This is a genomic window from Actinotalea sp. JY-7885, from assembly GCF_014525465.1.
Classification (GTDB): domain Bacteria; phylum Actinomycetota; class Actinomycetes; order Actinomycetales; family Cellulomonadaceae; genus Actinotalea.
Genome location: NZ_JACEXH010000099.1, coordinates 1 through 12475, shown reverse-complemented (window position 1 = coordinate 12475; position 12475 = coordinate 1). Strand labels below are relative to the sequence as shown.

The window sequence follows — 12475 nt, the reverse complement described above, 5'->3', positions numbered from 1 at the left end:
CGCGACCGCGAGCGTGACGCCGCTCCGGCGCGCACGCGCGGCGGGCGCGAGCGGCGTCCGCGGGCGGGCGGCCGCCTCCGCGTAGCCGGCGTCCACGGGCTGGTACATCACCTCGTTGAGGAGGCTCATCGACGCGTCGGGGCGCTGCCCCGCGGGCGGACGGCGGCCGGTCGGGGTCATGCGCGCCCGCCGTCGGTCAGCGCGCGCCAGGACTGGCGCAGGTAGATGGCGGCCGCGAGCCAGTACAGCCCCATGCCCCACCACGCGAACGCCCACCCCGCGACCCCGGCGACCGGCCCGATCGGCTCCTCCCACTGCGCGAGCAGGAGCAGCGGGAAGGCGTAGAGCAGCGCGAACGTGCCGGCCTTGCCGACGAAGTGCACGGGCAGCGGGCCGATGCCCCGCCGGACCAGCACGAGGAGCACGAGCGCGAGCAGGACGTCACGGCCGACCACTGTCGCCAGGACCCACCCGGGGACCACCTCGCGCGCGGCCAGCCCGACGAGGGTGACCAGGATGAAGAGGCGGTCGGCCGCCGGGTCGAGCAGCTCGCCGAGGCGCGACCGCTGGTCGAGCGCGCGGGCGAGGACGCCGTCGAGCCAGTCGCTGGCGCCCGCGACCGCGAGCACCAGCAGGGCCCAGCCGTCCGCTCCCTGCGCGATGAGGACCGCGAAGACGGGGACCAGCAGCAGACGCAGCGCGCTGATGATGTTGGGGAGCGTCACGATGCCGTGGCGTCCCCGGCGCAGGGCCCCACCGCCCGCCGGGGCACGGCTGAGGTCAGTCACCGCGTAGACCGCCCCCCGACTCGCACATCGTCCTCACCGCGGCGATCCTACGGGGGACGGGCCGTGCGCCGGGCCCACGACGCACCCCGCGGACGCTCCCGGGCCCCTGGCGCGACCTCAGCGCGCCGCCCGCCCGGGGACGAGCGCCAGCTCGACGCGCCGCGTCGGGACGTCGGCCGAGACGACCCGCACCCGGACCCGCTCGCCCACCGGCAGGTCGGCCGTGGTGGTGCGGGCGACGACCGCCGGCTCCTCCAGGCGGACGGTCCGGGCGTCGATGGCGACGCCCTCGAGCTCGCGCCCCACGAGCGGCCCGAGCAGCGCGGCCTCCACGAGGTCCGTGCACGCCCGGTCGACCGCGTTGGCGCGCTGCGTGCCCTGCGCCATCCGGGCGCCCAGGCCCGGCAGCGCGTCGCGCACCCAGGCCGGGACGTCGCGGCCCGCGTGCAGCGCGAGGCACACCTCGAGCCCGTACCGGTCGACCAGCCGCCGCAAGGGCGCCGTGACGTGGGCGTACGGGGCCGCGACCGCGCCGTGCCGCGGCTCGGCCGGGGGCGCGCCGTCGAAGGGGGTCCACGCGGCGCCGCGGAACAGGCCCGTCGCCGCATCGAGGAACGCCGCCGTCGTGGGGAGCGACCGGTCCAGACCGGCCAGGACGTCCCCGTAGGAGGCGCCGTCGGGCCACGGGACACCGAGCGTGGCCGCGACGCGGCGCAGGGCCGCGACCGCCTCGTCCGGTGCGGGCGGCATCGTGCGCAGGACGCCGACGCCGCCCTCCAGCATCATGCGCGCGGCCACCATGCCGGTCATCAGCGAGATCTGGGCGTTGTGGTCCTCGAGCGGCACGGGCGCACGCTGGACGAGGCGCCACCCCGGCCCCTCCCGGACGACCTCCTGCTCGGGCAGGCCGAGCGAGACCCCGCCCCGCGCGCGTTCGAGCGCCGCCCGCAGGGTGCCGATCTCCGCCAGGAGCGCGACCGGGTCGTCGTCGTCCACGCCCGCGTCGAGGCGCTCCTGCTCGCCGGCGTAGTCCAGGCGTAGCCGGCTGCGCACGGTCGCGCGCTCGACCGCGGCGTCCGTCACCTCGCCGTCGGCCCCCAGCGCGAGCGTCCACACGACAGCCGGCCGGTCGCGGTCGGGCAGGAGCGACCCGGCGTCCTCGCTGATCGCGGGCGGGTGCAGCGGGACCCGCGTGTCAGGGCAGTACACGGTCGTCACGCGCTCGTGCGCCGCGCGGTCGAGGGCGCCGCCGGGACGGACGAACGCCGCGACGTCGGCGATCGCGTACCGGACACGGTAGCCCTCGCCCGCACGCTCGAGGTGCATGGCCTGGTCGAGGTCGGTCGAGCCCACCGGGTCGATCGTCCGGAACTCGACGTCGCGCAGGTCGCGCCGGGAACCCTCGACCGGCACCACGCGGCCGGCCACGACGGCCTCGGCCTCCGCCAGGGCGTCGGGGGCGAACTCGACGGGCACCTCGTGCTCACGCCGGACGGCGTCGAAGCCGGGGGCGAGGCCGTCGGGGGACCTGAGACGTCGACGCTGCACGGGCACGCGCCCACCCTACGCAGCGCCCGATGTCGATCACGGATGCCATGCTGTGCGCATGCTCGAGCTCCTGACCGGCGCAGGTCTGGCGACCGCCTCCGGGCTGAACGCCGCGCTCCCGCTCCTCGTGCTCGGGGTCCTCGACCGCTGGACCCCGTTCCTCACGCTGCCGGACGGCTGGCAGTGGCTGACGAACGGCTGGGTCCTGGCGATCCTCGCCGGGCTCCTGGTGCTCGAGGTGGTCGCGGACAAGGTGCCCGTCGTCGACACCATCAACGACGTCGTCCAGACGGTCGTGCGCCCGACGGCGGGCGGGCTCGCCTTCGGGGCGGGCTCAGGCTCGCAGACGGTCGCCGTCACGGACCCGGGCGAGTTCTTCACCTCCGGGTCGTGGGTGCCGGTCGCGGTCGGCGTCCTGCTGGCGCTGACCGTGCACACCGGCAAGGCGCTCGGCCGGCCCGTGGTCAACGCCGCCACGGCCGGCGCCGGCGGGCCCATCGCGAGCGTCCTCGAGGACGTGGCGAGCGCCGTGATGACGTTCGTGGCGCTCGTGCTGCCGGTCCTCGTGATCGTCGGCCTCGCCCTCCTCGCCTGGGCCGGCGTGCGCGTCGTGCGCCGGCGCGCGCAGCGTCGCCGCAGCCCGGGTCCCCCTGGCCCCGACCCCGATCGAAGGACGGTGAGCGCCTGATGCGCTTCGGCTACCACGTGGGCTACTGGGCGGCGGGTCCTCCCCCGGGAGCGGAAGAGGCCGTCGTGGCCGCCGACCGGCTCGGCTTCGACTCCGTGTGGACCGCGGAGGCCTACGGCTCGGACGCGCTGACGCCGCTCGCCTGGTGGGGCAGCAGGACCAGCCGCATCCGCCTCGGCACCGCCATCGCGCAGATCTCGGCCCGCACGCCGACGGCGACCGCGATGGCAGCCCTGACCATGGACCACCTCAGCGACGGCCGCTTCGTGCTCGGCCTCGGAGCGTCCGGCCCGCAGGTCGTGGAGGGGTGGTACGGCACGGCGTACCCGCGGCCGCTCGCGCGCACCCGGGAGTACGTCGACGTCGTGCGGCAGGTGCTGCGGCGCGAGCAGCCGGTCGTCGCCGACGGCGCGTTCTACCAGCTGCCCTACCCGGGTGGCACCGGCCTCGGCCGCCCCCTGCGCTCGACCGTCCACCCCCTGCGGCCCCACCTGCCCGTGCACCTCGCGGCGGAGGGGCCCAAGAACGTCGCGCTCGCGGCCGAGGTCGCGGACGGCTGGCTGCCGCTGTTCTACGCACCGAGCGTGGACGGCTTCTACCGCGAGGCGCTGGCCGAGGGCTTTGCGCGCCGCTCGGCGGCGCTGCCGCCGCCGGAGCAGTTCGAGGTCAGCGCGACCGTCCCGGTCGTGGTGGACGACGACGTCGAGCGGGCGGCCGACGTCGTCCGCCCGTTCGTCGCGCTGTACGTGGGCGGCATGGGCGCCTCCGCCGCCAACTTCCACCGCGACATGGTCGAGCGGCTCGGCTACGTGCGCGAGTGCGACGAGGTGGCCCGGCTCTTCGCCGAGGGGCGTCGGGCGGAGGCCGCCGCCGCCGTCCCCACGGCGCTCGTCCAGGACATCGCGCTCGTGGGTCCGCCGGCGGCCATCCGCGACCGCCTCGCCGCGTGGGACGAGACGGTCGTCACCTCGATCCTCGTGCAGGGCGACGCCGCGGCCCTGCGTGCGGTCGCCGACCTGCTGGGGTGAGAGCGGCCTACACGAGGTGGCGGCTGTCGGGTCCCATGACCCGCAGCCACCGGTAGCCGTAGCCCTCGAGCTCGATGTCGACCGCGCCGCGCTCGTCCACGGTGCACTCCCCCGCCTCGAGCAGGTTGACGAGGCGGTGCCCCGGCGGCGTGCTGTCCAGGCGCAGCGGGACGGTCAGCGGCTCGGGTGACAGGTTGTGCAGGGTGATCACCGCGGCGTCGTCCACGGCGCTGCACAGCGCGACGACGCTCGCGTGCGGCTGGTCGACCACCTGCACCTGCGTCCAGCCGAGCTCGGGGCTGTCCCGGTAGCGGCGCACCAGCGTCGCGATGAACGACATCAGCGAGTCGGGGTCGCGCCGCTGCGCGCGCACGTTGACGTGGGCCGGGCCGAACCCGCCCTCGGTCACCGGCGACGGCAGGCGTGACGCGCGGGCGCGGGAGAACCCGCCGTTGGCCTCGTCCGACCACTGCATCGGCGTGCGCACCGCCATCCGGCCGGGGACGTCGAGGTTCTCGCCCATGCCGATCTCCTCACCGTAGAACAGCGTGGGGGTGCCGGGCAGCGCGAAGAGCAGCGAGTAGACCATGCGGATCCGGCGCGGGTCGCCGTCGAGCATCGGCGGCAGGCGGCGGCGCAGACCGCGGTCGAAGAGCTGCATGTCCGGGTCCGGCCCGAACGCCGCGAAGACCTCCTGCCGCTCGGACTCGGTGAGCTTGTCCAACGTGAGCTCGTCGTGGTTGCGCACGAACGTGGCCCACTGGCAGTCGCGCGGGATCTCCGGGCGGTCCAGCAGGGCCTTGACCAGCGGGCCGGCGTCCTGGCGCGCGAGCGACAGGTAGAGGTTCTGCATGGCGATGAAGTCGAACATCATCGTGAGCTCGTCGCCGTCGCCGTTGCCAAAATAGAGCCGCTGCTCCGCGTGCGGCAGGTTGACCTCTCCCAGCAGGATCGCGCCGCCCGCGCGCCGTCCCAGGAACGAGCGGAGCGAGCGCAGGTACTCGTGCGGGTCGCCGAGCGCCTCGACCTGCTCGTCTCCCGCCCCGAGCGTCTCGAGGAAGAACGGCACGGCGTCGACCCGGAAGCCGTCCAGCCCGAGCTCGAGCCAGTAGCCCATCACCTTGGCGATCTCGTCGCGGACCGCGGGGTTGGCGACGTTGAGGTCGGGCTGGTGCTTGTAGAAGCGGTGGAGGTAGTACTCCTGCGTCTTCTCGTCGTACTCCCAGATGCTCGACTCCTGGTCCGGGAACACGACCTCGGCGGAGGTGTCCGGCGGCGTGTCGGCGCGCCAGACGTAGAAGTCGCGGAAGGGGCTGTCCTTGCTCGACCGGGCCGAGCGGAACCACGGGTGCTTGTCCGACGTGTGGTTGACCACGATGTCCGCGATCACCCGCATCCCGCGGTCCTTCGCCGTGCGGATGAGCTCGACGAGATCACCGGGCGTGCCCAGGCGGGGGTCGACGCCGTAGAGGTCCGTGACGTCGTAGCCGTCGTCCCGATCCGTCGTCGGGTAGAAGGGCATGAGCCACAGACAGGTGACGCCGAGCTCCGCGAGGTGGTCGATGCGCTGGGCGAGGCCCTGGAAGTCGCCGGTGCCGTCGCCGTCCCAGTCCATGTAGGTCTCGACGTCGAGGCAGTAGATGACCGCGTTCTTCCACCACAGGTCGCCGGTCTCGGTGACGTTCACGAGGCGCTCCGCAGCTGCGGCAGGACGCGCTCGCCGAACGTGTCGATGAACGCCTCCTGCTCCTGCCCGACGTGGTGCAGGTAGACCTCGTCGAAGCCGAGAGCCGCGAGGTCGGCGATGCGTCCGGTGAGCTCCGCGAGGTCGGAGGAGACCAGGACGGCGTCGTGCACGTCCTGCGGGCGCACGTGCGACGACGCCACGTCGAAGTGCTCCGGCGTGGCGAGGTCCCAGCACACCGGGGGCGGGAACACGTTCGAGCGCCATTGGTCGAAGGCGATGCGCTCGGCCTCCGCCTGGTCCGGCGCCCAGGACACGTGGACCTGGAGCGCGAGCGGGCCACGCCCGCCCTCCTCCCGGTAGGCGCCGATGAGCTCCCGGAGCACGTCGTGGGGCTGGTTGATGGTGATGAGGCCGTCGGCCCACGTCGCGGCGCGCCGCGCGGTCGCCACCGTGACGGCCGGGCCGATGAGGGCCGGAGGCTCCTCCGGCAGGGTCCAGATGCGCGCGCGGTCCACGGTGACGAGGCCGTGGTGGGTGACCTCCTCACCCGCGAGCAGGCGGCGGATCACCCCGACGGTCTCGACGAGGCGGTCGTCGCGCACCTCCTTGACGGGCCACGGGTCGCCGGTGATGTGCTCGTTCGCGTTCTCCCCGGAGCCGAGCGCGGCCCAGAACCGGCCCGGGAACATCGCGGCGAGGGTGGCCGCGGCCTGGGCGATGATCGCGGGGTGGTACCGCTGACCGGGCGCGTTGACGACGCCGAAGCGCAGTGAGGTCGTGGCCAGCGCGGCGCCGAGCCAGGACCAGGCGAAGCCCGAGTGGCCCTGCCGGGCGCTCCACGGTGCGAAGTGGTCGGAGCACATGGCGGCGTCGAAGCCGGCCTGCTCCGCCTGCTGGACCGCGCGCAGCAGCGCGGCGGGGTGGACCTGCTCGTGCGAGGCGTGGAATCCGATGATGGTCACGGCGACGTGTCTACCGGGCTCGGGCGCGCGGCGCGCGTCCAGCGAGCGGCCCAGGGCGCGCGCGGGCGCGTCCGATGCCAGACTCGTGACGCGTGAGCAACCAGACCGGCAGCAGCCGCCCCCACCGTGCCGCACGCCTCGAGGACCGGCTGAACGGCTTCCTCGTGGACCAGCTCGACCACCGGGGGTGGGTGCCGCGCATCGAGCCCTACACCGGCTACGGCGCACCCGGGTGGGTCCGGATCATGGCGCGCGCGCTCCTCGCCCCGCCCGGGACGACGGCCGGCGAGGCCACCGAGCGCGATCCCGAGTCGGCCCAGCGCGCGGTCCGCGGCTGGCGGTCCTTCCTCACGGCCCAGGTCGCGGACGTCGAGGTCGAGGTGCAGGTCGGCAGCCGGACGCACACGGTGCGCTCGGACCGCGGCGGCTACGTCGACACCGTCGTCGAGGCGGACCTCGAGCCCGGCTGGGGCCAGGCGACGCTCACCCTCGGCGGCCGCAGCATCACGGCGCCCCTGCTCATCGTCGGTGCGGACCAGCGCACCGCGCTCGTGAGCGACATCGACGACACCGTCATGGTCACCGCGCTCCCCCGGCCCATGCTCGCCGCGTACAACAGCATGGTGCTGCACGAGAACGCGCGGCGCGTCGTGCCGGGCATGTCCGCGTTCTACCGGCGGTGGGGCGCCGCGAACCCCGGCGCGCCGACCTTCTACCTCTCGACCGGTGCGTGGAACGTCGCGCCCGCGATCCGCCGGTTCCTCGAGCGCCACGGGTACCCGTCGGGTCCGCTGCTGCTGACCGACTGGGGCCCGACCAACACGGGCTGGTTCCGCAGCGGGCAGCACCACAAGCGCGAGACGCTCCGCCGCCTGATGACGGAGTTCCCGCACATCCGGTGGGTGCTCGTGGGCGACGACGGCCAGCACGACCCGCAGATCTACGGCGACATCGCCGCGGAGCACCCGGACCGGGTCGAGCTCATCGCGATCCGGCAGCTGACCCCGGCGGAGCAGGTCCTCGCGCACGGCACCCCGACGCCGGCCGAGGACGACGACCTCGGTCGGCGTGGCGACACGGCCGCCGTCGTACACGGCGGGGACGGCAACGAGATCGCGCTGAAGCTGGTGGACGCGGGCCTGCTGCCCGCGGCCGGGCAGGGCTGACGGCGCACGCCTCCGGGTGGTCGCGTGGCCGCCTCTGGGATATCGCGTGGCCGCGCGTCTTTGCCCTCTCTAGTGTCACGGGATGACGCCTGCTGTGACCGTGCGGCCCGCGGTGGTCGCCGACGCCCCCGAGATGGCGCGTGTGCACGTCGACTCCTGGCGCCAGACCTACCGCGGACTCATGCCGGACTCGGTGCTGGACGACCCGGAGCTCCTCCGGAGGCGCGAGCACTTCTGGACCGTCGGCCTCACCGACGAGCGCTACCGCGGCAACCGCGTCGCCGTGTCGGAGATCGACGGCGCGGTCGTCGGCATCGCGATGTCCGGACCGGCCCGCGACCCGGACGCCACCTGGAGCCGACAGCTGTTCGTGCTCTACGTGGATGCCGCGCACCACGGCTCAGGTGCCGGCGCGGCGTTGCTGGACGCGGTCCTGGACCCCGACGAGGGCGTCGCCGCCTGGGTGGCGGACCCCAACCCGCGCGCGCAGGCCTTCTACCGCAAGCACGGCTTCGCGCCCGACGGGCGGAGCACGACGGAGATGGACGTGCGGCAGGTGCGGTTCGTGCGCGGCGTGTGACGGGCGCTCCTGCCGGCCGACGAGGGCTGTGCGCGGCCGGGTCGGTTGTGTCCGGATCTCGGGCGGCGCATGGTGCGTGTCGGTGGCCATTAGTACACTAGTTCGATCAGGGGCGAACCGGTGCACAGGGGGTCGAGATGGGCGAGGCGGGTGGGATCGGGGTCGAGGGCCTCGACGCGCTGCTCGCCCGGCTGCGTGCGGACGCCGCCGCGTTGGCGGGGATGGCGCTGGGTTCGCTGGAGGGGCCGCGGGCGGCCGCGGTGCGTAGGGACCTGCGGGTGGTCGGAGACCAGATCCACCTGGCTGCCTCGGTCCTGCTCGCAGCGGTGGAGGCGGACGGGCGCTGGGCGCTAGGTGGGGCGGACCGCACGGTGGCGGGGCACGTCGCGCGCCGTGAGGGCATCGCCTACGGGGACGCGGCCCGCCAGGCCCAGCTCGGCCGGGCCATGGGCGAACTGCCCGTGGTGCGCGAGGCGGTGGCGTCCGGGGAGATCACCCGGGGTCACGCCGAGGCGTTGAGCCGGCTGGTGTCCTCCCCCGCCCGGCGCGCCGCCTTGGCCAGCGACCTGCCCGACCGCAATGAGGCGTTCTTCGTCGAGCAGGCCAAACGCCTGGGTGTCGACGAGTTCCGCCGCCTGACCAGTCGCATGGCCACGAAGCTCGACGACCAGGCCGCCGAGCGTGAGCACCGCCAGGCCGTCGCCCGCCAGCGCCTGACCTTGACCCCGCGCGGGGACGGCGTCACGGTCGCGGGGTTCCTCACCCACGAGAACGGTCAGCTCCTGGCCACCGCCGTCCGATCCATCGCCGGCGTGCCCGCGAAAGACGACCAGCGACCCGTTGAGCAGCGCCAGGCCGAAGCCCTGGTCGACCTCGCCCGGCTGGTCCTGGACCAGGGCCTGACCGGTGTCGGGGCCCAGGTTCGCCCGCACCTGAACGTCCACGTCTCCTGGGACACCTTCCAACGCCTGGCCACCGACGCGGCCGCCCGCGACGGCGACGGCGCACCCGCCCGGCGCACCGGGCTCGAAACCGATCTCCTCGACCCCGCCGAGCTCGACTCCGGCGACCCGGTCCCGCCCTCGGTCCTGGCGCGCATCGCCTGCGACTCCGAGGTCACTCGGATCGTGTTCGGACCCGACCGGCAGATCCTCAACGTCGGCCAAACCCGACGCACCTACACCAAACAACTCCGCCGCGCGGTCATCGCCCGCGACCGGCACTGCCAGTACCCCGGATGCACCGCACGACCCGCCCTGGGCGACATCCACCACATCCGGTGGTGGTCACGCGGCGGCGACACCTCCACCGACAACGGCGTCCTGTTGTGCTGGCACCACCACGACCACGTCCACACCCACGACCTACGGATCACCCGAGTCCCGCACGGGTTCGAGTTCCGACACCCCGACGGCCGACCCGCTGTCCTGCCCGAGCACGCACCCGGCGCGCCACCGGGCCGCATCGCCGTCGATGCCCCGGACAGAGGGGCGAGCGGGCCTCCGGGCGAGAACGTGGGGCTCTTCGACGAGACGACGTTCGTCGACGCGCCGGCCGCATGAGCCGAACGGCCCGGCGAGGTGGGAGGGGAATGCCCGGTGCCGGGGCTCGCCCTTGCTCCCGAGCGCCTCAGCCGGCGGGCTGGTCCTCGCGGGCGAGCTCCTCGCGGAGCGCGGTGGCGAACGCGTCGACGTCGGCCTCGGTGGTGTCGAAGGCGCACATCCACCGCACCTCGCCGCGCGCGCGGTTCCAGTCGTAGAAGCGGAAGCGCTCACGGAGCCGGTCGGCCGCGCCGACCGGCAGCGCCGCGAACACCGCGTTCGACTCGACGCGCTGGACGACCTCGACGCCCGGCAGCGGCACGACCGCATCACGCAGGCGCAGCGCCATCGCGTTCGCGTGCTGCGCGGACCGCAACCACAGGTCGCCCTCGAGCAGGGCCACGAGCTGCGCGGAGAGGAAGCGCATCTTGGAGCCCAGCTGCATGTTCATCTTGCGCAGGTAGGGCAGCCCCTGCGCGGCCTCCGGGTTCAGGACGACGACGGCCTCGGCGCCGAGCAGGCCGTTCTTCGTCCCGCCGAACGAGAGCACGTCCACGCCGACGTCCGTCGTGAGCGCCCGCAACGGCACGCCGAGCGTCGCGGCGGCGTTGGCCAGCCGCGCGCCGTCGAGGTGGACCCGCATGCCGAGCGAGTGGGCGTGGTCGCACAGGGCGCGCAGCTCGTCGGGCGTGTAGCAGGTGCCGAGCTCCGTCGTCTGGGTGAGCGAGACGACGAGCGGCTGTGCCCGGTGCTCGTCGCCCCAGCCCCACGCCTGCCGGTCGACGAGCTCGGGCGTCAGCTTGGCGTCCGGCGTCGGCACCGTGAGGAGCTTGATGCCCGCGACGCGCTCGGGCGCGCCGTTCTCGTCCGTGTGGATGTGGGCGTTCTCGCTGCACACCACCGCGCCCCACGGCGGCAGCATGGCCTGGAGCGACAGCACGTTCGCGCCGGTCCCCGTGAACACCGGGAAGACCTCGACCTCGCGCCCGAGGTGGGCCGCCATGACCTCCCGCAGGCGCGCGGTGTAGACGTCCTCGCCGTAGGAGACCTGGTGTCCCCCGTTGGCGTCGACGAGGGCCTGCAGGATCTCGGGGTGGGCGCCGGCGTAGTTGTCGGACGCGAAGCTCGTGGCGGCGGGGTCGTGCAGCGTGGTCACGCGGTGAATCCTCTCACCGCCCCGTGATGCCCGCGGTCGAGCCCACCACGTCGCCGATGCGCCGCGTCAGGGCCTCGTAGAACATCGACAGCGGGAACTCGTCCGGCAGCACCGCGTCCGTGAGGCCCTTGAGGGGGCCGTCGAGCGGCAGCGCGTCGGCGCCCTTCGCCCAGGTGGACGACGGGTGCGGCGTGAGGGTGGCGGAGACGAGCCCGTACGCGGCGAGCCAGTGCGACACCTTGGGCCGGTCGATCGAGCGCCAGTACAGGTCCTCGATCTCGCGGCCGAGCGCGAGCACCACGTCCGGCAGGCCCTCCCAGTCGATCGAGAGCCGGTTGTCCGTCCAGTGCAGGACGTGGTGCTGGTGCAGCCACGCGAACAGCAGCTGCCCGCCCAGGCCGTCGTAGTTCCGCACCCGGCTGCCGGTGATCGCGAACCGGAAGATGCGGTCGAAGACGACCGCGTACTGCACGAGGCGGGCGTGCGGCACCTCGTCCTGCAGGCGCACCGCCTCCCGGAAGGCGACGAGGTCGCAGCGCAGCTCCTCGAGCGCGTAGAGGAAGTACGGCATCCGCTGCTTGATCATGAACGGGTCGAACGGCAGGTCCCCGCGCATGTGGGTGCGGTCGTGGATGAGGTCCCACATGACGAAGGTCTCCTCGGCCAGGCGCTGGTCCGCCAGGAGCCGGGCCGCGTCCGGCGGCAGCGACAGCCGCGTCGTCTCCGCCGCCGCCCGGACCACCCGCCGGAAGCGCGCCGCCTCGCGGTCCGCGAAGATCGCGCCCCACGTGAACGTGGGCACCGCGCGCATCGCGACCGTCTCGGGGAAGAGCACCGCCGAGTTGGTGTCGTACCCCGCCGTGAAGTCGACGAAGCGGATGGGCACGAACATCGCGTTCGAGTAGTCCCCCGCCTCGAGCTCGGCGACGAACTCCGGCCACACCACCTCGACGAGCACCGCCTCGAGGTGCCGGTCCGGGCTGCCGTTCTGCGTGTACATCCCGAAGACCACGAGGTGCTGGAGCCCGTCGATCCGGTGCCGCTGCGGCTGGAAGGCGACGAGCGAGTCGAGGAAGTCCGGCACGAGGAAGCCGCCGTCGGCCCAGCGGGCCAGGTCGACGTCGAGGGCCGCCAGGTAGTCGTCGTCGTGCGGGAACCATGGGCGCAGCGCGGCGACCGCGGCGCGGACGGCGTCGACGGCGGCGCGGGCGGTCGCGTGGTCCGCGGCCTGCGGCACGGATCCGTCCGCGGCCTGGACCGCCTGGAGCGAGGCCACCGCGGCCTTGAGGCGCTGCCACGCCGGATCGGCGACCGCGCCGGACAGGGCCGCC

The 12475-nt window shown here is 74.1% G+C and carries 11 protein-coding genes and 1 pseudogene; 5 read left to right on the top strand and 7 right to left on the bottom strand.

The window, feature by feature from the left end; genetic code table 11:
* From IDM29_RS10440 to IDM29_RS10430, 3 genes and pseudogenes are all read right to left on the bottom strand, one after another.
* A pseudogene (locus IDM29_RS10440) lies at positions 1-180 on the bottom strand (DUF881 domain-containing protein); the annotation flags it as partial.
* On the bottom strand, positions 177-788 hold the full coding sequence (locus IDM29_RS10435; protein WP_255491862.1) for a CDP-alcohol phosphatidyltransferase family protein: 612 nt from the start codon (positions 786-788) through the stop codon (positions 177-179). The gene IDM29_RS10435 and the pseudogene IDM29_RS10440, both read right to left, overlap by 4 nt.
* Before the next feature lie 117 nt (positions 789-905).
* Positions 906-2342 carry an RNB domain-containing ribonuclease gene (locus tag IDM29_RS10430; RefSeq protein WP_309232715.1) on the bottom strand — a complete coding sequence of 479 codons (1437 nt, stop codon included), beginning with the start codon at positions 2340-2342 and terminating at the stop codon, positions 906-908.
* Between the two features lie 52 nt (positions 2343-2394).
* Here IDM29_RS10430 and IDM29_RS10425 point away from each other — a divergent pair, with 52 nt between their 5' ends.
* Together IDM29_RS10425 and IDM29_RS10420 are read left to right on the top strand one after the other, a co-directional pair.
* The gene (locus IDM29_RS10425; protein WP_182113907.1) at positions 2395-3024 is read left to right on the top strand and encodes a DUF4126 domain-containing protein; all 630 of its coding nucleotides are present in this window, start codon (positions 2395-2397) and stop codon (positions 3022-3024) included.
* On the top strand, positions 3024-4052 hold the full coding sequence (locus IDM29_RS10420) for an LLM class F420-dependent oxidoreductase (protein ID WP_182113906.1): 1029 nt from the start codon (positions 3024-3026) through the stop codon (positions 4050-4052). Before IDM29_RS10425 ends, IDM29_RS10420 begins: the two co-directional genes overlap by 1 nt.
* A gap of 7 nt (positions 4053-4059) precedes the next feature.
* Here IDM29_RS10420 and IDM29_RS10415 read toward each other — a convergent pair whose 3' ends face one another.
* A complete protein-coding gene (locus IDM29_RS10415; protein ID WP_182113905.1) occupies positions 4060-5739 on the bottom strand; it encodes an alpha-amylase family protein in 1680 nt (559 codons plus the stop codon).
* Positions 5736-6701, bottom strand: a complete 966-nt coding sequence (locus tag IDM29_RS10410; protein WP_182113904.1) for a TIGR03885 family FMN-dependent LLM class oxidoreductase — start codon at positions 6699-6701, stop codon at positions 5736-5738. Before IDM29_RS10410 ends, IDM29_RS10415 begins: the two co-directional genes overlap by 4 nt.
* A gap of 92 nt (positions 6702-6793) precedes the next feature.
* On the opposite strand from IDM29_RS10410, the gene IDM29_RS10405 reads away from it, so the two are divergent.
* The 3 genes from IDM29_RS10405 to IDM29_RS10395 all read left to right on the top strand — a co-directional run bounded on the left by IDM29_RS10405 (position 6794) and on the right by IDM29_RS10395 (position 10009).
* Positions 6794-7867, top strand: coding sequence for an App1 family protein (locus IDM29_RS10405; protein ID WP_182113903.1), 1074 nt, complete (start codon positions 6794-6796; stop codon positions 7865-7867).
* A gap of 82 nt (positions 7868-7949) precedes the next feature.
* Positions 7950-8447: a GNAT family N-acetyltransferase gene (locus tag IDM29_RS10400; protein ID WP_182113902.1), complete on the top strand. Its 498-nt coding sequence runs from the start codon at positions 7950-7952 to the stop codon at positions 8445-8447.
* A gap of 137 nt (positions 8448-8584) precedes the next feature.
* The gene (locus IDM29_RS10395) at positions 8585-10009 is read left to right on the top strand and encodes an HNH endonuclease signature motif containing protein (protein WP_182113901.1); all 1425 of its coding nucleotides are present in this window, start codon (positions 8585-8587) and stop codon (positions 10007-10009) included.
* A gap of 67 nt (positions 10010-10076) precedes the next feature.
* Here the strand turns inward: IDM29_RS10395 and IDM29_RS10390 are convergent, their stop codons facing one another.
* Entirely contained in the window at positions 10077-11144 is a 1068-nt protein-coding gene (locus IDM29_RS10390; protein ID WP_255491860.1) for a low specificity L-threonine aldolase, read from the bottom strand.
* Positions 11145-11157: 13 nt separating this feature from the next.
* Positions 11158-12468 (bottom strand): DUF6421 family protein, encoded by a 1311-nt coding sequence (locus IDM29_RS10385; protein WP_182114154.1) that lies wholly within the window; start codon positions 12466-12468, stop codon positions 11158-11160.
* Positions 12469-12475: the final 7 nt, after the last annotated feature.

Coding starts and splice junctions, on each gene's coding strand:
- IDM29_RS10425 (WP_182113907.1), top strand. CDS start 2,395: ATGCTCGAGCTCCTGACCGGCGCAGGTCTGGCGACCGCCTCCGGGCTG.
- IDM29_RS10420 (WP_182113906.1), top strand. CDS start 3,024: ATGCGCTTCGGCTACCACGTGGGCTACTGGGCGGCGGGTCCTCCCCCG.
- IDM29_RS10400 (WP_182113902.1), top strand. CDS start 7,950: ATGACGCCTGCTGTGACCGTGCGGCCCGCGGTGGTCGCCGACGCCCCC.
- IDM29_RS10395 (WP_182113901.1), top strand. CDS start 8,585: ATGGGCGAGGCGGGTGGGATCGGGGTCGAGGGCCTCGACGCGCTGCTC.